Consider the following 20,370-nt stretch of genomic DNA (forward strand, 5'->3'; position numbering starts at 1 on the left):
GTGCGCCCGCTTTTTTATTTGTGCAGACGGTATCAGGTAAAGGGATCGTTGAGTGACAGCGGAGTGAATGCGGCGCGTTGTCAAACACGCTGGGGTGCAAGGTGAAAGCAGTGGTAGGTGATAAAACGGCGGAGAATTACAATTTTATGCTGGCATCATGTAACGCTAACCACTGTGCAAAATTGTCGGCCACCAACGGGCGTGAGAAATAATAACCCTGACCTTGATCGCAATTGTACTGCCCTAAATAGTCGAGCGTTTCCTCATCTTCAATCCCTTCTGCCAGCACCAGATAATTCAATTTATGCAGCATCTCGATGGTGTGCTGCACAATAATGCGGCTGCTCTTATCCGTTTTCATATCCTTGATCAGGGATTTATCGAGCTTGATCACGTGGGCTGGGGTGTTTTTCAGGTAGTTAAGGTTGCTGTAACCGGTTCCAAAATCATCCAGGGAGATCATGAAGCCCTGGTCTTTCAGTTTTTTAATGGTGGAGAGCGCGGCGGAGTTTTCGACTATTTTTTGCGTTTCGAGGCATTCAAATTCAATATCGTGGATGCTGAGTTCATTGGTTCGTAGGATGCGTTGTAGACGTTCAATCAAATCTTCTTCGGCGAAGTTGGTAACAGTAACGTTGACCGAGACGGAAATATTAATGCCGGCTTGTCGCCATTTTCTGACTTGCCGTGCCGCCTGCTGAATAACCCATTCCGTTAAAGGCCGCATCAGGGTGGTATCTTCGGCCAGTGGAATAAATTGGTCGGGATAGATTTCACCGAATTCGGGGTGTCGCCAGCGAATCAACGCTTCGGCACCAATCACGCGCCGCGTTTTGATATGTAATTTCGGTTGGTACACCAGATACAGCCCCGGATGGCCGTGCTGCAAGGTATCCGATAAATCGTTAAGCAGCGTGAAAGCGCGCTTTTGGTACTCATCACTCTCCTTGTGATAGGCCATCAGGCGCGTATTTTTCTTAAGCGCATCGTGTAGTGCACTCAACGCCTCCCGCAGAATACGTTGCGGGTCATCGATCGGGATCTGAAATTCGGTATAGCCGATAAAAATTTCCAGTTTCAACGGGATATGGCTGGTGATGCTCTGCTGAATTCGGTCCGCGCACGACATCAGCGTACTCAGTACCTGCTCTTGTTGCTCTTTTTTGACCAGCAGTGCAAAACGGCCGGCAGAAATACTGTAGATGCTGGCTTGTCGGCTGATATTTAGCCGCAGGAACAGACCGATATCTTTGAGTACGCTTTCTACGGTTGGCATCCCGAGAGAGCGCGCCATTTCATAGATATAGGTAAGATCGATGCTGTCGAGCAGGATGAGAACGAAATCTTCGAAAATATCCGTGGACTGGCTGATATCTTCGATAAGGCGCTGGCGATTGGGCAACAGGGTCACGGCATCGATCAAGCCAATGGCGTTGCGGTATTCGATCAGCGCCATAGTAATAGATGCCAGCGTTTTTAAATCACGGCGCTGCATTTTTGAAAACGAACGCGCTACATAGTCGACAACGCTCAGCGTGCCGATAGCATAACCGGCTTTGGTAATCAGCGGGATACCCGCATAAAACCGAATATGAGGCTCGCCGCTGACATAGGGGCTATGCTTAAAACGCTCATCCTGCGATGCATCATTACAGACCAACAGTTCGTTGGTTTGCATGGTGTACTGATCGAGTGCGCCGACTTTGCGCATCTCGCTGAGCACAAAATTATGTTTGGCTTTGATATGCAATGAATGGGTATCACTGACGGTGATCAACGCGCTGGGCATGTTCAATATCTTGCTGGTCAACGACGTGATTTGGCTAAGCACATTATCTTGAGAGGTATCCAGGTGAAACAATAACCTATCGAGCGCATGCATCCGCTGCTCCTCATCATGATTCAACTGTCTTAGCATTGATGACTCCATTTATGCGCTATAAGAACACCTCATCTTAGCCTATTCAATAGGGGACAAACCTGTCATTAGGCACCGCTATTCATGATATTTCACAGGATAAAAAACCGGAGAAGTACCGCGTTTGCATTATCTGATGAAAACGAGAAGGGCGTAGTAAGGCGATTTTACATGAAAGCGATCGCCTGGCTAGCGCTTGTATGCGCGGCGTTTAACTTTACGCCGCGTTTGGCGATAAATTATTCTGAAACAGCAGCGTTTTTCATCGCGAGACGTGCCAGTGCCTTCAGTTGCCGCTGAATGGCGGTGATGGCAACCGCATGGTTGTCAGCGCGATCGCGTTCGCTGGCATCTGGCGCAGAACTTTGAATACCAATCAGTTGCCAGCCTTGCCGTGTTTTCAGCATCAGCGGAGAACCGCTGTCGCCGGGTAAGGTGTCGCATTGGTGAGATAAAATCGCGGACGCGGCCCAACCGGTGATCACGCAATTCTGATGGCGATAGAGCGCTTCCTGATGGTCTTCGGGATAACCGGCCTGTGTGACTTTTGCTTGCTGCTGCGCCAGTGCAGCATTCAGTTCTGATTGCGTACCATTCCAGGTAGTTAACGGGGTGATACCCGCAGGGGTATCGCGCAACCAAATCAAGGCATAGTCCAGCGGTGCGGCGGCAGGAGAGACAACCCACCCTTCGCCGTCGGGCTGCAATTTTTTGCGTAGCGCGCTATTGGTCACTGCTTCGATGGCGTGTGTTTCGTATTTCCATTCGCCATTGACAGCAATAAAACGTAGCGCAACCGGTTTATCGGGTTTTCCTGACGGCGGCGTCAAGACGCAGTGACCTGCGGTTAATGCCAGATGCGGTGCAATCAGTGTTGCGGTACACAGGTTGCCGCTGGCGGTTTCCAGTTGGCCAATGGCCTGCCAGGGCCAAGCGTTGGGGGTCGGCACCGGATCGCGATCGTCATGATTGAAGAAAAGGGTTTTCTGACGTTCCGCTTCAGAGGGGGATTGTTTAGCCCAGCCATGGGCTACGGGTAACGTTATCAAACAGAACAACCAAGCCAGTTTACGCATCAATAGGATTACCTTGCGGAAAAAGCGAAATCTATTTACGTTGCCCACTAACTGTAGTCAGGTTTTCCAGGCCGGTGGGTTTTGGGGTATCTGGAATCGATGTTGTGTTCGTCATAAAAAGAACAGCAGTGTGATAAACCCGCACACCAGCACCAACGTAAACGCAATTTCAAATGAGTAGCGATGGAACATCATCAGGCACCCCATTAAACATACCGTGTGCGTCCGGGCATACGGCGGCTACCGGAAGGTGAGCGGCTGGAATGCCTGTTATAAAAAAACACCCGATTCACCGGGTGTCATACTCGCTAACTCTGCGTGAAACACGCTGGTGTTGGCGGCGTTTGGTTGCTAACAAGTCCCTGCCGGAGCAGGGATCTTGAGGCAAGAAACGGTGATGCGTTATGCTGCGGTCGGAGCCGGTTTCTTAGCGGCTTTCTTCACATGCTTTTTAGCAGCCTGTGCTTTCTGCGCAGCAGGTTTAGCGGCTTTCTTCACATGCTTTTTAGCAGCCTGTGCTTTCTGCGCAGCAGGTTTAGCGGCTTTCTTCACGTGTTTTTTAGCAGCCTGCGCTTTCTGTGCAGCAGGTTTAGCGGCTTTCTTCACGTGTTTCTTAGCAGCCTGCGCTTTTTGCGCAGCAGCCGGTTTGGCTTTTTTCACATGTTTCTTAGCGGCTTGCGCTTTTTGCGCAGCAGCCGGTTTGGCTTTTTTCACATGTTTTTTAGTCGCTTGAGCTTTTTGCTCAGCCGGTTTAGCGGCTTTTTTAACGGTCTTTTTCGCATGTTCTTGAGCATGTGCAGCAGGTGTGGTTGCTGGCGCAGCCGTGGTGTTCGCTGCAAACGCGACAGAGGAGAGACCCAGAGCGGCACCTGCGATCAACACTAATACTTTTTTCATCATCAATTCCTCATTATTCCGTTCACATGTAGGCCCTGAAGCAGCCCGGTGAAAGAAGCATAAGAAAAAGCCCGTTAAGGGTCTGTGAGTCATTGGTATCGGTGTGTAACGCAATGTACACCCTCAGGAGGGGAGTGCAGGGCGAACGGGGATCTCGGTTTTAACCGGCCAGCAGAAGCGGAAACGCGCGCCGCCCCATTCATTACTCTCTACCTCGATGGTGCCGTCATACGCCTGCACGATGGCATATACAATCGCGAGGCCCAGCCCACAGCCGCCGCTGCTGTTTTCCAATCCCGCCTCCAACCGGATAAACGGCTCAAATACCGTTTCCCGGTCTTCCTGAGCAATGCCGGGGCCATCGTCATCCACCTGAAGACTGGCCATGGGCCCGTCGCGGGATACGCTCACGGTGATGCGTGAGTGGCAGAAACGCAGTGCGTTATTGACCAGATTATCCAGCACCCGCTCCATCAGGCGCATATCGAGATAGCCAATATCCGTACCGGACGGCATCGACAGCGCGAATGCCTTATCCGCGTGCAGCATGCGCCACTCATCGATTTTATTTTGCAGCCAGGCAGTGACATCAATGTGCGTTAAGTGGAGTGAGACCTGCGGGCGATCGAGGCGTGCATAGGTCAGCAACTCATCAATCAGCGCTTCCAATTGTCCAATATCGCGGTTGAGCGCCGTTTGCTCATCCTCACTCAGATTGTCGCTCATGGCGAGGCGATAGCGCAGGCGTACCAACGGGGTGCGTAATTCATGGGCAATGTTGTCAATCAGCCGTTTTTTACTGACAATCAACTGATTAAGATTATCGGCCATTTGGTTAAACGCAATACCCAGTCGCACCATGCTTGAGGTGTTGTCATAGTGCAATCGCTCTTCAAGATGGCCTTCACCCAATCGCTGCGCGGCATTTTCCAGCTTCAACATGGCCTGCCAATGCGGTCGCATCCACAAAAACACCGGCAGTGCCAGAGAAAGACCAATCAGCATCACAAACAGCAAATCCCACAGCCGCATCTCATGCAGAAAAAACAGATACGGGATTGGCCCAACCGACAGCACATAGTGAGAGCGCGGGATACGCTGGATAAAAGTGTATTGATCTTCAATCGCGATAATTTCGCCCTGATTCAACCGTTGTTGCGCTTTCGGCGACAAGCGGTATTTACTCAGTGGCTCAATGTTCAGCGTGAATGACAGGTTCAGATCCATCTCATTGATGGTTTTATGCCATTCGCGCGGTGGAATGGTGCGCAGCTCATTGCGGATTAGATAGAGCGAGCTTTTCATCAGATCGTCCATCGACTGACGGCCTGCGCGCTCTGCGGTCATTTTGTAGACCAAGCCGACCAGCAGCGTCATCACCACGAAGCTGGCAAACAGTAACAGAAAAAACTGCACAAACAGTTTTCTCATGGTATCGCGCTCTCCCAGGCGTTTGGCGCGAAAAGGTAGCCTTTGTTACGCACGGTCTTGATACGGAAGGGCTCCAGTGCATTGTCGTGCAATTTCTTGCGCAGACGGGAAATGGCCACATCGATACTGCGATCCATGCCGTCATAACTGACACCGCGCAGATTTTTGAGCAACAAATCCCGGTCCATGGTGTGTCCTGCATGGGTCGCCAACTGCCACAACAAATCGAAATCGGCGGTGGATAGCACGATATTCTCTTCCGCCAGCGTCACTTCGCGGTTAACCGGATCGATACACAGCAACCCGAAGTGCAGCGTTTTGTGCACCTGAACCTGCGCCTGTACTGCGGGTGTTTCCGGCGCAACCTGTGTGGCAGGCTGCGTCGAGTATTGACGCAGATGGAGTCGCAGGCGGGCTAGCAGCACGGCAGGCGGTGTCGTTTTCAAAATATAATCATCTGCACCCATTTCCAGCGCCAATATGTGGTTCATGTCGCTGTCGAGTGAGGTCAGCAGCACAATCGGGCCGCTGTACAAAGGGCGCAACTCGCGGCAGATGGTCATGCCATCTTTGCCCGGTAGCATCACGTCCAACAGCACCAGGTCAGGGTTTTGCTGCGCGATGAAGTCGAGCGCTTTGTCGCCGCGCGGCTCCAGATGAACATCTATGTCATGTTTTCCCAGATAAGCCGCAATCAGTTTGCCCACTTCAGGGTCATCTTCCACAAAGGCAATCTTATGCATAGTCACCGTAGCTATTGTTCTTTATCGTCAGCCTGCCGCGAGGCAAGCCGTTTTCGTCTTGCGTTAGCATAGCGCCCACACAGTAGCGGCGCCAGCAATGAAGCGTAAAAGGGTATATCGTGCAGATACCGGATTTCATTGCAATATCGTGAACTTGATAACGTGCTCGCGCTGTCAAATCAGTCACGCTCGTGACAATATAGAGGGGTAACCCGTGAGCCTGGTAAAACAGGGCAGATGTATTATCGACGCTTGATGAAAGGTGATTGACGTACAAGTGACGCGATGAACCCACTGGCGAACAGGAGAGAAGGACATGGGAGATAACCCAGAGTCTGTGTGTTCCAATGAGACGTTAAGTATTGATTACGCTGAGTATTTGGCAGCGCTGTGTAATAAACGCTGGCGTTTTATTGATGCCATGTATGGCGTGTTGCCGATTATCGGCATGGTGACAAAATCGGCGTCGGCCCGTCAGGTCGCCCCGCAAGAACAAATGAAAATGCTGGCCATGCAGGTGCTTTCCACGCAGGTCAATGATGAAACCAACCTGACGCGACTGATTGCGCTGGCGCAGCAGCAGAAGCTGACAGCTCTGAATATTGTGCTGCCGTATCCGCTGACGTCGCAACAGTTGGTGACGATCCGCGAAGCCTGCGCGGCATCAACAACGGTATCGCAGCGCAATGAATGTCTGAACGTCCAGATTACACGGGTCTAGGCCGCTTGCGCGGCCCGATGGGGGATCAGATTAATCGGTAGACTGCGTTGCTTCCAACGCTTGCGCCAGCGTGGGATAAAACGTGCGGCGTCCCGCAATGGGATGCACATTGGCGCGTGCCAACGTTTTCAGCGGTTGGAATGGAATATCGGTGATTAACAGCTGTTTGTCAGCGGGTAATGCATCGCTGAAACGCAAGAATGCATTCAGTCCTCCGGCGTCCAGAATCGGCACCGCATCCCATTGCAGAATGATGGTCTGATAATCCTCACTGCGTTGCAGAATGTCGTTAAAAATGCGCTCCGCGGCGGCGAAAAACAGTGGGCCGTTCACCCGCAGGACCAGCCGCGTCGGCGCCGAGGTTTCCGGGCGTTCGCTAAGCCGGGTCATTTGGGCGATGCGGCGCATAAACAGCAGCGACGCCAACACTATCCCCACCGTAATCGCAATTACCATATCAAACAGCACGGTCAGTGACATGCAAAGCAGCATGACAATGATGTCATCCTTGGGGCCGTGACGCAGCAAATCAACCACTTTATGGGCTTCGCTCATGTTCCAGGCGACGATCAGCAGCAGGGCCGCCATGGCAGCCAATGGCAAATAAGAGAGCCAGGGGGCCAGCACTAAAAGCGCCAGCAGCACCAACAGCGCGTGCACCACCGCTGAAACGGGGGACGTAGCCCCGGCGCGCACGTTGGCGGCGGAGCGCGCGATAGCCGCGGTGGCGGTAATGCCGCCAAAGAACGGCGCGACCAGATTACCGAAGCCTTGCCCCATCAATTCGGCATTGGAGTTGTGTTTTTTGCCGGTCATGCCGTCCAGCACCACCGCGCACAGCAGTGATTCGATGGCGCCGAGCATCGCCATGGAAAATGCCGCAGGGAGCAGGGCAGAAATGCTCTCCCAATTGAGCGTCATCGCCGGTTCACCGGCGGCGGACACGTTCCACGGTAGCACCCACTGCGGCAGAATAGGCGGAATGCCCTGACCCTGTGAGCCATCAGCCAGCATATAACTAAAGCGGGAGCCGATGGTGGCGACATCATGCCCCATTAACGACATGATCCCCATGACAGCAACACCCGCCAGCAGCGCAGGCAAGTGGCCCGGCAAGCGGATGCCCAGTTTGGGCCAAAAAACCAACACTGCCAGCGTAGTCAGACCGATCAGTGTGTCAGCCTGCGTCAGCGTGGGGAGCGCCTGTGCCAGCGCCACCACCTTTTCGATATAGTGCTCCGGCACGGTGGTCAGGTGCAGACCAAACAGATCCTTAATCTGCATGGTGGCAATGGTGATGCCGATGCCCGAGGTAAACCCCAACGTTACTGACAGCGGGATATATTCAATCAGGCGTCCAAAGCGGCAGACGCCCATCAACACCAAAAACACCCCGGAAAGCAGTGTGGCTACCAGCAAACCAGAGAGGCCAAACTGCTGGGAAACGGGATAAAGAATCACCACGAAGGCTGCCGTCGGGCCGGAAACGCTGTAGCGTGACCCTCCGGTTACCGCAATGACAATCCCGGCAATTGCCGAGGTGTATAGCCCGTACTGCGGTGGAACACCGCTGGCAATCGCCAGCGCCATTGCCAGTGGAATGGCAATAATCCCTACGGTGATGCCCGCGATAATGTCGTGAACCAAACGTTGTGCGGTATATTTTTCGCGCCAACAGGCGGCGATCAGCGCGCTAAAAGGCGTAACCCCGCTTACTCCATGCGTTTTCATCTTATGTCAGACCAAAAAAGAACAAAAAAATGGCGGGCCGTTGGCCCGTCGTCGATAAGTGAAGTGTAGGATACGCCTGTTAAGCGAAGAGTGTTAAGACTTACATCAAAATGCAGGCTGCCCTGACGTAAAATCAGGGCTTTCCCGTAGGATCACAGCATTATTGTCATCAAATATGCTGCAAATAGCGCTAAATGTGCACTACCGTTCAACACGTTGGTCCTGCCTGTTGAGAACGAAATATGACACAACATCAACACTGAGACCATGACGACGATGCTTGGCATCTCCAGACCGAAATTAAGCGTATTACCCGTTAGGCTGGCAATGACGGTAACGGCTGGCACGGTCAGTGAAATGGTGGCGAGCACCGACCCGAAAAACAGGTTCATGGCACGCTGCACCTGATTGCGCAGTACCGCTTTGATGGCGCCAAGTCCCTCTGGAGAGAGAATAAGCAGTGCCACCAGAAAGCCCGTGAACTGTTCTGGGGCATTCATGCGTGTCAGCAGCGCATTAAGCGGCGCGGAGTCCATTTTGGTGATACTGATCACCGCCACCAAATGAACCAGCAGCCAGGCGGTGTGCCACAACGAACTGTGAGCAGAGGGTTTGCCATGGTGCGGGTCGCCGTCGTCGCTTTCATCTTCATGTTCGTAGATAAACAGGCTCTGGTGCGTGCGCGTTTGGATCAGGAGAAACACGCCGTACATGGCGGCGGAAATGAGGGCGATAATCAGCGCTTGTCCGGTGGTGAAGTTGCCGCCCGGCAGTGAGGTAGGGAAAACTAGCACGATAATTGCCAGCGGAAAAATGGCCATCAGGTACTGTTTGATACCAATCAAATTGACGTGCTGCGTGGCAAATTTCCGACCGCCTAACAGTAAGGCAAACCCGACCAGGCCGCCGCTGACGATCATAATGATGGAGTAAAGCGTATCACGCATCAGGTCTGGGCCGGCATCGCCCGTGGCCATCAGCGCAGAGATCAGGCTCACTTCCAGAATGACAACCGAGAGACTGAGGATCAGTGAGCCGTAGGGTTCGCCCAGCCGGTGGGCTAACACGTCAGCATGACGCACGACGCTAAAGGCGCTGGCGAGAATGCCCACCAGCGCAATAAAGTTGATGCCAAGGATAGCCATCAGGTTTTGTGCATCGCTCCATTGCAACAACACAAACAGCGCGATAATGGGGAAGATCAGGGAATATTCGTGGTGACGCGTTTTGATCACCTCGGTGTGCGACTTCATGGCAGGTGGCTCCTTATCAAAAGTATTGAATCTCACTAGCAGTGCCGCACGCCTTATTGTTCTCTTCACTGGTGCCAGGTGGGTAGCGATGGCAATCCATGTGCAAGGGTGTGACGTTGCGGAAAAAGTGGCTTATAAATATTTATAGCCTAAAAAACAGAAGCAGATTAGCAGAATGCGCGCAGCAGACGGGAGATTTTAAGTAATTTTACATTCTTGGTGGAAAAAAGAGGGAAAGTGAAGAGAATTATGCAGTTTTCTCTCCACTGTATTGATGTGGCTAGTGAAATTTATCCCGATCAGTCATCCGGATTATCCATAACATCATGACGTTTCGGGTGATAATCCTCTTCGTTTAACCCTTCACGCCAATATGGCACAGCGTAAAGCTGATTTCTCTCAGCTTTGAGTTCTCTGCGCACGTAACGGCGCAGTTGCACCACGATACGGTCTTCACCCGCCAGCCAGAAAAATGCGCGGCTGGCATCAATATCGCGCGTCACAGCGTGGAACTGTTGCAACAACGTATCCGTGCTAGCGGTCGAGCCGACCACCCAATGCACGCTGAGGCCACTGGGGGCGGTCATTGGCAGACGATCGGCCTCGCTGTCGATGCGGATAACGGCATGGCCAGTGGCATCGGGGGGCAGCGCACCGAGCAACGCCGCAATAGCGGGCAGCGAAGAGGGGTCGCCTGCCAGATAATAGGCGCTGGACGCAGGCAGCATCGGGTGCGGACCACCCGGTTGAGTTATGCCTATGCTGTCTCCGGGCTGCGCGTTGCGGGCAAACGTGACGGCGGGTCCGCCGTGGTCGTGCAGGGCAAAGGCAACATCGACTTCGCCCAATTCGGGTCGGAAGGCATAAATAGTATACGTGCGCACGACAGGGCGCGCTTCGCCTTCAGGCCATTGCGGACCTCGCTCACCCACTGTGGGTAACGTAGGCGCTTTCTGGCCGGGACGCGCTAAAAACAGTTTGATATGCGCAGCATGTCGTCCGTCAGCCGGGTAGTCGTGCAGTGTGTCGCTGTGAAAGGTGATGCAGCGCAGGTGCGGTGAGAGATCGGTGATGCGTTTAACCTGGATTAATCGGGGTTGGGCTGGGCGAAAACCTGTCGGATGAGCCATTAAATTTCTCCATCATTCAGCCGATATCATTATTGATTTGATGGACAACATCATAGCATGTTGATGATAGTGATTATCATTTTAGTAACAGGTAAAAAGCACGCTTGGCTAAAAAAACGCGGTCCATCCTTTTTTGTTACGATTCCAGCGTTACATTAACCCTTTGTGATTAAGATCAAGCTTGATTGCCACACAAAAAATGGCATATTCTGGCACGAGTTGCAGAAAATTTAAGCAGTTACGCTGTTTTTGTTAGAAAGAACGCGGCGGTTATCGTTAGGTTATTGGCTGTTGGGGGTTTTAAGGTATTGTTAACACGCGATTTTTTACAAAAGGCTGATTGTGGTACGTCTTTTGGTTGTATCGAAGAAAACTTGTTGCTCACGCCTTCGCAGCGAGCGGACTCCCTGAACCAGACGCTATCGCGTCGCCCTGATAGCCCGGTGTGGGTTTTTGGTTATGGCTCGCTGATGTGGAATCCGGTATTTACCCCGGAGGAAGCCCGTTTGGCCACACTTTCAGGCTGGCAGCGTGCATTTTGCCTGCGCCTTACGGCAGGGCGCGGTACGGCAGCGCAACCGGGCCGCATGCTGGCATTAACGCCCGGTGGGAAAACGACGGGGATGGCATTTCGTTTGCCGGAGGCCTCACTGCGTGAAGATCTGGAACTGCTGTGGAAGCGCGAGATGATCACCGGTTGCTACCGCCCGGAATGGTGCGATCTGCACTGCCAAAACGGCGAGACACTCACGGCGCTGGTGTTTGTTTCGCAAGAGCAGCATCCGCTGATTGAAGCGGATACCTGCATACACCGTGTTGCTCCCTTGATTGCCAAAGCCAGCGGTCCGCTGGGAACCAACGCACAGTATCTGTTTGCACTGGAAGAGGCGCTCAATAAACACGGTATGACCGATGAATGCTTAACGGCGCTGGCACAGCGGGTGCGAGAGCTACAGGAGCAGGCGAAGCAGGCACATCCACAGCAGGGGGACTGGTGGGGCGTTTAGCTGCGTTAATCCGCTTAGCGTTAGTTAATACAGCATCGAACAACATCGTACCGCGTCGCCATTGACCGTAATACATCAGCCAATGGCGACGAATCGGATTACCAGCCTACGCCAAGGCCCAGCGTATACATGGTATCGTCCACATTCCCTTGATTACTTTCGATGCGGGTGCGCACCACGCGCATACTCAATGAAGACCAGTCGGTCAACTTGAAGCGCAAGCCGCCTTCCGCTTTCAAATAGATGGGTGCAGTACCATCGAATGAACGCCCAACTTCACCGTTGGTGAAGGCTTCAATAGTTTTACTGTACAGATAGCGGTTATAGGCCCATTTCAGACCGGCAGAGTAGAAGTTGTCTTCTTTGCCTTCCGCTTCATTCTGATAGGTAAAGGTTTGGCTGTTGACCAGAGACGTCAGAGAGAACGCGCCTAAATCATTGTCCCAGAACTGGTAACCGGGACCAAGACCGAACGAGCGGTTGACCTTGATGTTCTCGATCCAGTCGCGTTTGTAGTAGTAACGGGACTGGACGAACCATTGCTCATCAAGAAATTTATCCAGTGCGTATTCACCGGAGGCATTCTTGGTGCTGCGCACATCATTCTCGGTGGCTTCGTGGTAAGTCGCATCCACGTTGTGACGCCAGGTGCCGTGGCGCATCCGCGTATCGAGGTTTACGTCGTAGTTTTCTGTTTCGGTAGAGCTTTTCTTGTGTGACATCCCTGCGTCGATGTTACCTTTCCAAGAGAAGTCAGTGACCAACGGTTTCGCGGCAACGATGGATTTGATATTGGTCAGCGCCAGCGTTTGTTCACCTTGACCTGCACCGGCTGGCGCGCCGACGACGGAACGGGTTTCACCCGCTTTCAGGTTCGGATACAGCACGCCGTTTTCATAGCGTTCGCCCTGAATCACTAACCCGTGGTCGGATTCAAAGGTTTTGACCTGATCCCAGGCAACAGAAACGGAGCCTGCATAATCCGTGGTGATAAACAGTTTTCCGCCGTCAAGCAGCGTAATTTTCCCGGTAATTTTGTCCCCGTTGTTGAGCCAGACAGTATCGGCGTAGCTTGCAGACGTGCCAGCCGTTGCCAGAGCAAAGGCCAACCCCAGGGAAGATAGTGCGCGTTTAGTATGTGTCATTTTTTTGGGAGATAATACAGTGGAAGTCGTTGATGAATAATGCTGCCAATGGCGCTGGCTAAAGCAGTTGAGCCGTTAATTTCGGCCTTGCAAACAGTAACAGGAAATGTGATCTGGCTCTACAATTAAACTGCGATTCGTTAGAATCTAAATTGTTATAAAACATATCAATGATGATTAAGCGCTATAACCCGATCAAAATCCCCTTCCACGCAGGCGTTCTCCCCCCCAGCTCCGCCCGCTGGTGCGAAGAGGGGGGAGGGATATCACGCCGTTTGTTGTGGCTTGCGCAGACCTCTCTCTGGACGCGCCTTACGCGGCAAAAAACGCGTGGTGAGAAATTGGCGTACTCGCGTCACAATGTGCTCCTGGAACAGTAAGCAGATAACCACGGTTGCCAGCAAAAATAGGCCATAGCCTGGCAGTGAAAGCTGCACGTTCCCGGCGGCCACGGCACACTGTTCCCAATCGCTAAAGCAGGCCATAGGATCGCCACGCAACAACTGCTCCAGCGTTCGGAACAGGTTAAACAGCGGAACATGTAACGCAAAAATAGAGAGTGATGCGGCACCCAATCGCGGTGACCAATGGCGCAGCCAATGGCTATTCGGATCACGTGCCAGCGCGCTCAGACACACTAATCCCACCTGGGCGGGCAGCAGCAGCCCGTTGTGCAACAAGAAATACCAGTAGGCTTCGCCATTGGTGAATAACCAGGCACCCGCAATGAAATTCAGCAGAATGAACGCGGCAACGCCGTTACGTTGGCCGCGGGTCAGCGGTATTCTGGCGCGATCGCGATAATGGCGGAAGAGCGCATAGCCTAAAATCCCTGCTAAAAATTCCGGCAAACGAAAAATAGGCCCGCGTTGCAGTAAACCGGTGTAGGGCATACCAAACTGCTGCTTCCAAATAACCCAGGCAGGTGGTATCAAATAGAGCAGACAAACAACGCCAAGCCACAGCCAGAGGTGACGACTGTTAAGTAAGCGTGGGCCCAGCGCAGGAAACAGCAAATAGAAGAAAAATAGCGTTGAGAGTGACCAGAGTGGAGCATTGAACGTCAGAAAATAGGGGTTCCATGCTTGCAGCATAAACACTTGCAGCAGGCCGTTGAACAGCAATTGGGCATTGGTCATGTAATGACGTAGGGTTTCCGGATCGACATTCGGCTCATTGGTGTCATAAATGACAAAGCGTGCGCTAGCGACCTGGCCTTCCGGTGGTACCGCCAGCCATTGCATCAGGGTGACCACGGCGATGGAGGCGAGCAGCGCCATGATATGGATGGGATAAAGGGTGAACAGACGTTTGGCCCAAAAATGGCGGGCAGGTTCGCGCAGTTGTCCACCGCGAATATAAACGTGGGCCAGCAAAAAACCGGACAGCACGAAAAAGGTGCTGGTGGCGAAAAAACCCATGCTGGTCAGTTCACTTAAAAAAGGCACACGTTTTATCTGGGGATAAACATGGGCAGTGTGATAGATCATCACATAGCAGCCGAGCAGAAAACGCAGCCATTCCAGTCCGATAAAGCGTTCTGTTCGCGGCTTGATCATGATTGTCCCTCTGTGCCGAGCAGCAATGCGCATTACGCCAGAAGGCGTCGAAAATCATTACTGTGGCAAATAGCAAAAAAATGACTCTTAATGTGAGTTTAGCGAAGTTACTGGCAGGAATAAGTAGGATTATGACGATAAGTACCACTATCGTTTAGGAATGGTTTACTATTCATGATGTTATTTAACCAACTGAAAAGAAAAGTAAAGTTTTTTAAGGAAGGCAGGCTTTCATTGGTCACCGGTATGCAGGTTTCTCCGTGAACGAAATCCGATTGAATACATGAATAATGGTAATGTTTATAGGGCTATCACATTTTACAGAACGGCGCTAAGCAGCCTGGCAATCAAGGAGTAACAATGTTAACCGTGGATTTTTATTTGGTCGATGCGTTCACACAGCACACGTTTGGTGGCAATGCGGCAGCGGTATGCCCATTGACGGCATGGTTGCCCGATGAACGTTTGTTGCAGATGGCGCGCCAACATAACCAATCGGAAACGGCCTTTTTTGTGCCCACCGAACAGGGCTTTGCGTTACGCTGGTTTACCACGCAGGGCGAAATCAACCTGTGTGGGCACGCCACGCTGGCGGCCGCGCATGTGATTTTCACGGCTATCGGGTACGCGGAAGATTCCATCCGCTTCTCAACCCGTTTCGTCGGGGAACTGACGGTCACGCGCAGTGACGCCGGTTTGACGCTCGATTTCCCTGCCTGGCAGGCAGAACCAGTCACGCCGCCCGCGCTGCTGTGGCGCTGTTTAGGGATCGACGACGCGGTTGAGGTGCGTGCGGCGCGCGATTATCTGGTGGTGCTGGAAAACCAACAACAGGTCGAAGCGTTAACGCCAGATATTCACGCAATGAAGCCCCTAGGCAAAATGGTGTGCGTGACAGCACCGGGGGATGACTATGATTTTGTCAGCCGCTTTTTCTGCCCGGGAGAAGCTGTTGCCGAAGATCCGGTCACTGGTTCGGCGCACAGCATGTTGATTCCCTACTGGCACGATCGTTTGGGAAAAACCACGATGCGTGCACGTCAGGTTTCTGCCCGTGGCGGCGATTTGCATTGCCAATGGCAAGGCGATCGGGTGCTGATTAGCGGTCAGGCGGTCACCTATCTGGAAGGCAAGATCACCTTGCGCTAACCGCCAACGCGACGCTGCCGGGATAGCGCTTAGGGCGACGCCCGGCAATTAAAATATTTTCTCTTGCAGTACCCATACTGCCGCTTCCACACGCGATTTCAGCTTCATTTTTTTCAGCAGATGCTTAACGTGCACTTTTACGGTACTTTCCGTGATGGAAAGCTTGCGTGCTATTACCTTATTGGCAAGCCCTTGTGCCAGCAGTTTCAGAATATCGCGCTCACGCGGCGTCAACTGCTGAATGCTGCGATCGCTCCCCTGACGATTTTCCCGCAGGCTGGCGGCGAGGATGGGCATCAGGGTTTCGCTCAATACCATCTTCCCCGATGCCGCCTGATGCAATGAGGCCAACAGATCTTCCGGTTCCATGTCTTTAAGCAAGTAGCCATCTGCTCCGTTTTTCAAGGCGCTCACCACGTCATCTTCATGATCGGAAACGCTAAACACCACAACGCGGCCAGACAGCGCTTTTTCTCGCAAACGCACCAGCGTCTCTAATCCGTTCATGCCGGGCATGTTCAAATCCAGCAAAATCAGGTCTGGGTCTAACTCTGCCGCCAGTATCACACCCTGTTCCCCGTCGCTGGCTTCACCCACGACGCGCAAACCGGGCACCATGCTGAGCAACTGCTTTACGCCATTGCGCAACATCGGGTGGTCGTCGATCAATAAAAGGGTCGCGCTATCATCGTTTGGCACTTCATTCGTCATGGTGTTCTCCTGTTAATTCTGGTCGGTAGCGGTTTTCTGCGTCAAATGTCACTTTCACCTGCGTTCCACCATCCTGATGGCGCGCAATGACGCACTCTCCGTGCAGGCTGTGTGCGCGGTCCCGCATGATAATCAAACCGTAATGATTGGTGCGCTGGCTATCCTGAACGATGCCGACCCCGTTATCACGAACGGTCAATTCGATACGTTTTTCGCGCCACACCAGCGTAATGTCCACCTCACTCGCCTGCGCATGTTTGTAGATATTACTCAGCGCCTCACGCACGATTTGCAGGACATGGATACCCTGATGGGCCGATACCGCTTGTGGTGGCAACTGATAATGCAAACGTAAGCGGAATCCCAACCGTTTTTCATATTCTTCAACGGTGGCGCGTAGTGCGGCCAACAGACCGGATTCGTTGAGTTGAAGCCGAAAGGTGGTCAACAACTCGCGCAGTTGGCGGTAGGCGGTGTTCAACTCATCACGCATTTCCGTCAACTGGCTGCGTACCTCATCCGACAGGTTCCCGCCTTGCATCTGAATGCAACTGACATGAATTTTCAGGCACGAGAGCGATTGTGCCAGTGAATCATGCAATTCGCGCGCAATTGCCGCACGCTCTTCCATGAGGATCAACTGCTGCTGGTGTTCCGATTGTCGTTCCAGCGCCAATGTACTGGTGAGCTGACCCAACAGGGTATTCAGCAACTGCTGTTGGTCGGGGTTCAGTTCGCATTCACTGGCTCGTGTGGCCAGCACCATGCCGTATTGATGGTGTTGATCGTGCAGCGTCCAAAATACCGGCTCACCGCTGGCACTGTTCGCGTTGCTGTATAAACCGCAACTCTGGCAACTGGCGTCGGGACAACGTGCCGCATCGTAAGGCGCTTCATGACTGAACTGATGAAACTGCTCCTGATTATTACTCTCATAGAGTCGCAGTTGGATATTCTTCAGCGGGGTTAGCGCGGGCAATTCGTTAAGAATGGGCATCACCCTGCTGCAAAGTGGCGCGTTGGTATGCAAGCGACGGCTGGCGCGATACAGAAAGGACAGGGTATCGTTTTTCTGACGCAAGCGGGTGGTCTGTTCCGCCACGCGTTGTTCCAACTGGTGGTAGATGGCGGAAAGTTCATCCGACATGCTGTTCAACGCTTGCGCCAGCGTGCTCATTTCATCTTTGCCGGAGAGGCTGACTCGTTCGCTAAAATCACCGTGGCCGATGGCTTGCGCCATAGCGACCAGCTTGCGCAGTGGTGTGAGCAAGCGGTGACGCAAATAGAGAATGGTTGCCAGCAGCACGATCCCCATCAGCGCGATAAACAGGCGTTGGATTTTGGTGACCAGTGCAATGCGTTCTTCGGTGCTGTGATCGATGGCGGATACCAGTGCATCCAACTGTGCGACGAAGGCAGCAACATCGCTGGCGGCGTCGTCTGGACGAGACGCCTGCTGCAACTGGGGACGCAGCTGGGTTTGCCAGAACGAGCGCAGTTGCGAAAACGGTTCGCTTAACCCTTCGCGCCGTACCGCCTGCTGTAAATCGCTGTTGGCTTCATCACGTTCGAGATCGTCCAGGTAAATGTGGCTGCTGTTGGATAACGGCACCATGGAGAGCAGGCGATAGCTCTGCATGCGCAAGGAACCCGCTTTATTGATGGCGTGGGCATTCCCTTGAATGTTCTGCGACATCCAACTGGATATGGCCATACCCGCAATACCGAGTAGTCCGAGTAACAGCATCAGCATCGCGACCTGATGTGTCAGGGACAGTGGCAGCAAAAGGCGTCTAACCATGAGAACTCCACGTCGCCATCCTTCGCTCACATTGTTGTTCAACGAATGTCCTGTTTTTGCACGTGTGCTTTGTGGCGAAATAGAGCGACAAAGCGAACGGTATCTGATAGGTCTGCATTCTTCACCATCCTCTGCTATAACCCTATACCCCTTAATAAGTACCCACAAATATCCATCGCGGGGCATTACTGGGAGTAGTTGCGTTTGAAGCTACGTTAACGGGCTGAATTCGTGGTTTTTATTTTTTAACTCAGGGTTACTCACAAGGTGGTGGGTGGCGTTAGAGGTGCGTTTTTTACCTGACAGTGCGTTGATTCATATCAATTTTATTTACACTGGCATCCCTCATGTTTCGCCCTGAATACCCTGTTATTTCCTCAGGGTTATATACCGAGTTTTTACTCACTGAGGTTTTTATGACGCAGCCTACTACAACAAAAAATGATCCTACGAGAAAGCCGCTTAACGCGACTATAGGGGAGTGGTATCCAGAAGACCCCGATTTCTGGCAACGGCAGGGGCAGCGTATCGCTACCCGCAACCTGTGGATTTCTATCCCCTGCTTATTGCTCTCTTTCTGTGTCTGGATGCTGTTTAGCACCGTGGCCGTTAATCTGAATAAAGTGGGTTTTCACTTCTCGACGGATCAGCTGTTTTTATTAACCGCGTTGCCCTCGGTGTCCGGTGCGCTGCTGCGCGTACCGTACTCCTTTGTCATCCCCCTCTTTGGTGGACGACGTTGGACTACCCTGAGTACCCTCATTTTGGTGATCCCGTGCCTGTGGCTGGGGTTTGTGGTGCAGGATACGCAAACGCCGTATCACACCTTTGTCACCATCTCCTTGCTGTGCGGCTTTGCCGGGGCAAACTTTGCCTCCAGCATGGCGAACATCAGTTTCTTTTTCCCTAAAGCCAGGCAGGGTGGTGCGTTGGGGTTGAATGGGGGATTGGGCAATCTGGGTGTCAGCGTGATGCAAATTCTGGTGCCGCTGGTCATTTTCTTGCCACTACTTGGCTCGACCGGTGGTGTAGCGCAGGCGGATGGCAGTACCGTGTGGTTATACCGCGCTGCCTGGATTTGGGTGCCGTTCCTGCTGGTGGCATCACTGGCGGCCTGGTTTGGCATGAACGATCTGAGCACCACCAAAGCCTCAATCCGTCAGCAGTTGCCAGTGCTCAAACGCATGCATTTGTGGGTTCTCAGTTTTCTTTACCTCTCCACCTTTGGTTCGTTTATTGGGTTCTCCGCAGGGTTTGCCATGCTCGCTAAAACCCAATTTCCCGATATCGTTATCCTGCACTACGCCTTTTTTGGCCCTCTGCTCGGAGCATTAGCGCGACCAGTAGGAGGCATGCTGTCCGACCGTTTTGGCGGTGTACGCGTCACCTTGATCAACTTTATCCTGATGGCGCTATTCTCGGTATTGCTCTATCTGTCGCTGGCGGCGGATGGTCATGCGGGCAGTTTTGCTGTGTTCTTCGGGCTGTTTATGCTGCTGTTCCTCACCGCAGGGTTAGGCAGTGGATCGACCTTCCAGATGATTGCCGTGATTTTCCGTCGTTTGACCGCAGAGCGCGTTAAAGCGCGCGGCGGCAGCGATGACGATGCGCTGCGTGAAGCGGCAACGGATTCCGCCGCCGCGCTTGGCTTTATCTCTGCCATTGGCGCCATCGGTGGCTTCTTTATCCCCAAAGCGTTCGGCACGTCGCTCGAGCTGACCGGTTCGCCGGCGGGGGCAATAAAAGTGTTTATCCTGTGTTATGTGGTGTGCGTGCTGGTTACCTGGCTGTTCTATGGACGCAAAGTGCAAAAATAGCAGCAGATAGCCTGCTCATCAGTTTCCCTCTCGCTTCCGATCAACACGGCGCCGAATGGCGCCGTGTTTTGCTCATTATTCGCCCCTCACCACTCTACCTACCTCCAAATAGTCACGAGCGGAAATCATCGTTATCCCTTTGGGTATAAAGGTTATTAATATCTATATTTTTCATATAGATATCAGTTTCTATTTTCATAATCCCTTGGTGGTATTTCGTTCGATAGTGCCGTTTGGTACTCCGGAGGAGCTTGATCGGCATCAATTTTGAACCCGTCTCA

Annotated in this window: 16 protein-coding genes; 4 read left to right on the top strand and 12 right to left on the bottom strand. The window is 52.7% G+C overall.

Going from position 1 to position 20,370, the window contains the following annotated elements; all coding sequences use genetic code 11:
* Positions 1-136: 136 nt before the first annotated feature.
* The 5 genes from J5224_RS06415 to rstA all read right to left on the bottom strand — a co-directional run bounded on the left by J5224_RS06415 (position 137) and on the right by rstA (position 6,065).
* Complete coding sequence (locus J5224_RS06415; protein WP_264624560.1) at positions 137-1,918, bottom strand: sensor domain-containing phosphodiesterase; 1,782 nt, start codon at positions 1,916-1,918, stop codon at positions 137-139.
* 239 nt (positions 1,919-2,157) lie between these two features.
* Positions 2,158-2,994 carry a trypsin-like serine peptidase gene (locus tag J5224_RS06420; RefSeq protein ID WP_264624561.1) on the bottom strand — a complete coding sequence of 279 codons (837 nt, stop codon included), beginning with the start codon at positions 2,992-2,994 and terminating at the stop codon, positions 2,158-2,160.
* Between the two features lie 402 nt (positions 2,995-3,396).
* Positions 3,397-3,891, bottom strand: a complete 495-nt coding sequence (gene asr, locus J5224_RS06425; RefSeq protein WP_264624604.1) for an acid resistance repetitive basic protein Asr — start codon at positions 3,889-3,891, stop codon at positions 3,397-3,399.
* A gap of 123 nt (positions 3,892-4,014) precedes the next feature.
* Positions 4,015-5,322: a two-component system sensor histidine kinase RstB gene (rstB, locus tag J5224_RS06430; protein WP_264624562.1), complete on the bottom strand. Its 1,308-nt coding sequence runs from the start codon at positions 5,320-5,322 to the stop codon at positions 4,015-4,017.
* Complete coding sequence (rstA, locus tag J5224_RS06435) at positions 5,319-6,065, bottom strand: two-component system response regulator RstA (RefSeq protein ID WP_222160528.1); 747 nt, start codon at positions 6,063-6,065, stop codon at positions 5,319-5,321. Before rstA ends, rstB begins: the two co-directional genes overlap by 4 nt.
* A 316-nt stretch (positions 6,066-6,381) precedes the next feature.
* On the opposite strand from rstA, the gene J5224_RS06440 reads away from it, so the two are divergent.
* Positions 6,382-6,786 carry a hypothetical protein gene (locus J5224_RS06440; RefSeq protein ID WP_264624563.1) on the top strand — a complete coding sequence of 135 codons (405 nt, stop codon included), beginning with the start codon at positions 6,382-6,384 and terminating at the stop codon, positions 6,784-6,786.
* A 30-nt stretch (positions 6,787-6,816) separates the two neighbouring features.
* Here J5224_RS06440 and dauA read toward each other — a convergent pair whose 3' ends face one another.
* The 3 genes from dauA to J5224_RS06455 all read right to left on the bottom strand — a co-directional run bounded on the left by dauA (position 6,817) and on the right by J5224_RS06455 (position 10,900).
* A complete protein-coding gene (gene dauA, locus J5224_RS06445) occupies positions 6,817-8,517 on the bottom strand; it encodes a C4-dicarboxylic acid transporter DauA (protein ID WP_264624564.1) in 1,701 nt (566 codons plus the stop codon).
* 152 nt (positions 8,518-8,669) lie between these two features.
* Positions 8,670-9,770 carry a sodium-potassium/proton antiporter ChaA gene (chaA, locus tag J5224_RS06450; protein WP_264624565.1) on the bottom strand — a complete coding sequence of 367 codons (1,101 nt, stop codon included), beginning with the start codon at positions 9,768-9,770 and terminating at the stop codon, positions 8,670-8,672.
* A gap of 299 nt (positions 9,771-10,069) precedes the next feature.
* A complete protein-coding gene (locus J5224_RS06455) occupies positions 10,070-10,900 on the bottom strand; it encodes a siderophore-interacting protein (RefSeq protein ID WP_264624566.1) in 831 nt (276 codons plus the stop codon).
* A 308-nt stretch (positions 10,901-11,208) separates the two neighbouring features.
* Between J5224_RS06455 and J5224_RS06460 the strand changes: the two genes are divergently transcribed.
* A complete protein-coding gene (locus J5224_RS06460) occupies positions 11,209-11,907 on the top strand; it encodes a gamma-glutamylcyclotransferase (protein ID WP_264624567.1) in 699 nt (232 codons plus the stop codon).
* 98 nt (positions 11,908-12,005) lie between these two features.
* Here the strand turns inward: J5224_RS06460 and J5224_RS06465 are convergent, their stop codons facing one another.
* On the bottom strand, positions 12,006-13,052 hold the full coding sequence (locus tag J5224_RS06465; RefSeq protein ID WP_264624568.1) for a DUF481 domain-containing protein: 1,047 nt from the start codon (positions 13,050-13,052) through the stop codon (positions 12,006-12,008).
* Between the two features lie 266 nt (positions 13,053-13,318).
* Positions 13,319-14,611 carry an acyltransferase family protein gene (locus tag J5224_RS06470; RefSeq protein ID WP_264624569.1) on the bottom strand — a complete coding sequence of 431 codons (1,293 nt, stop codon included), beginning with the start codon at positions 14,609-14,611 and terminating at the stop codon, positions 13,319-13,321.
* Positions 14,612-14,971: 360 nt separating this feature from the next.
* Between J5224_RS06470 and J5224_RS06475 the strand changes: the two genes are divergently transcribed.
* The gene (locus tag J5224_RS06475) at positions 14,972-15,760 is read left to right on the top strand and encodes a PhzF family phenazine biosynthesis protein (RefSeq protein WP_264624570.1); all 789 of its coding nucleotides are present in this window, start codon (positions 14,972-14,974) and stop codon (positions 15,758-15,760) included.
* Positions 15,761-15,808: 48 nt separating this feature from the next.
* On the opposite strand, the gene narL is transcribed toward J5224_RS06475, so the two are convergent.
* Both narL and narX read right to left on the bottom strand, forming a co-directional pair.
* A complete protein-coding gene (gene narL, locus J5224_RS06480; protein WP_264624571.1) occupies positions 15,809-16,471 on the bottom strand; it encodes a two-component system response regulator NarL in 663 nt (220 codons plus the stop codon).
* Positions 16,461-18,272, bottom strand: coding sequence for a nitrate/nitrite two-component system sensor histidine kinase NarX (gene narX, locus J5224_RS06485; protein WP_264624572.1), 1,812 nt, complete (start codon positions 18,270-18,272; stop codon positions 16,461-16,463). The genes narL and narX overlap by 11 nt, the downstream gene beginning before the upstream one ends.
* A 416-nt stretch (positions 18,273-18,688) precedes the next feature.
* Between narX and J5224_RS06490 the strand changes: the two genes are divergently transcribed.
* A complete protein-coding gene (locus tag J5224_RS06490) occupies positions 18,689-20,089 on the top strand; it encodes a NarK family nitrate/nitrite MFS transporter (protein WP_264624573.1) in 1,401 nt (466 codons plus the stop codon).
* Positions 20,090-20,370 lie beyond the last annotated feature (281 nt).

Source organism: Candidatus Symbiopectobacterium sp. NZEC135, assembly GCF_025962695.1.

Bases quoted from the DNA above. Each gene is read 5' to 3' on its own strand.
- narX (WP_264624572.1), bottom strand. From the start codon at position 18,272: ATGGTTAGACGCCTTTTGCTGCCACTGTCCCTGACACATCAGGTCGCG.
- J5224_RS06415 (WP_264624560.1), bottom strand. From the start codon at position 1,918: ATGCTAAGACAGTTGAATCATGATGAGGAGCAGCGGATGCATGCGCTC.
- J5224_RS06465 (WP_264624568.1), bottom strand. From the start codon at position 13,052: ATGACACATACTAAACGCGCACTATCTTCCCTGGGGTTGGCCTTTGCT.
- J5224_RS06455 (WP_264624566.1), bottom strand. From the start codon at position 10,900: ATGGCTCATCCGACAGGTTTTCGCCCAGCCCAACCCCGATTAATCCAG.
- dauA (WP_264624564.1), bottom strand. From the start codon at position 8,517: ATGAAAACGCATGGAGTAAGCGGGGTTACGCCTTTTAGCGCGCTGATC.
- narL (WP_264624571.1), bottom strand. From the start codon at position 16,471: ATGACGAATGAAGTGCCAAACGATGATAGCGCGACCCTTTTATTGATC.
- J5224_RS06420 (WP_264624561.1), bottom strand. From the start codon at position 2,994: ATGCGTAAACTGGCTTGGTTGTTCTGTTTGATAACGTTACCCGTAGCC.
- rstB (WP_264624562.1), bottom strand. From the start codon at position 5,322: ATGAGAAAACTGTTTGTGCAGTTTTTTCTGTTACTGTTTGCCAGCTTC.
- J5224_RS06475 (WP_264624570.1), top strand. From the start codon at position 14,972: ATGTTAACCGTGGATTTTTATTTGGTCGATGCGTTCACACAGCACACG.
- chaA (WP_264624565.1), bottom strand. From the start codon at position 9,770: ATGAAGTCGCACACCGAGGTGATCAAAACGCGTCACCACGAATATTCC.
- J5224_RS06470 (WP_264624569.1), bottom strand. From the start codon at position 14,611: ATGATCAAGCCGCGAACAGAACGCTTTATCGGACTGGAATGGCTGCGT.
- asr (WP_264624604.1), bottom strand. From the start codon at position 3,891: ATGAAAAAAGTATTAGTGTTGATCGCAGGTGCCGCTCTGGGTCTCTCC.
- J5224_RS06440 (WP_264624563.1), top strand. From the start codon at position 6,382: ATGGGAGATAACCCAGAGTCTGTGTGTTCCAATGAGACGTTAAGTATT.
- rstA (WP_222160528.1), bottom strand. From the start codon at position 6,065: ATGCATAAGATTGCCTTTGTGGAAGATGACCCTGAAGTGGGCAAACTG.
- J5224_RS06490 (WP_264624573.1), top strand. From the start codon at position 18,689: ATGACGCAGCCTACTACAACAAAAAATGATCCTACGAGAAAGCCGCTT.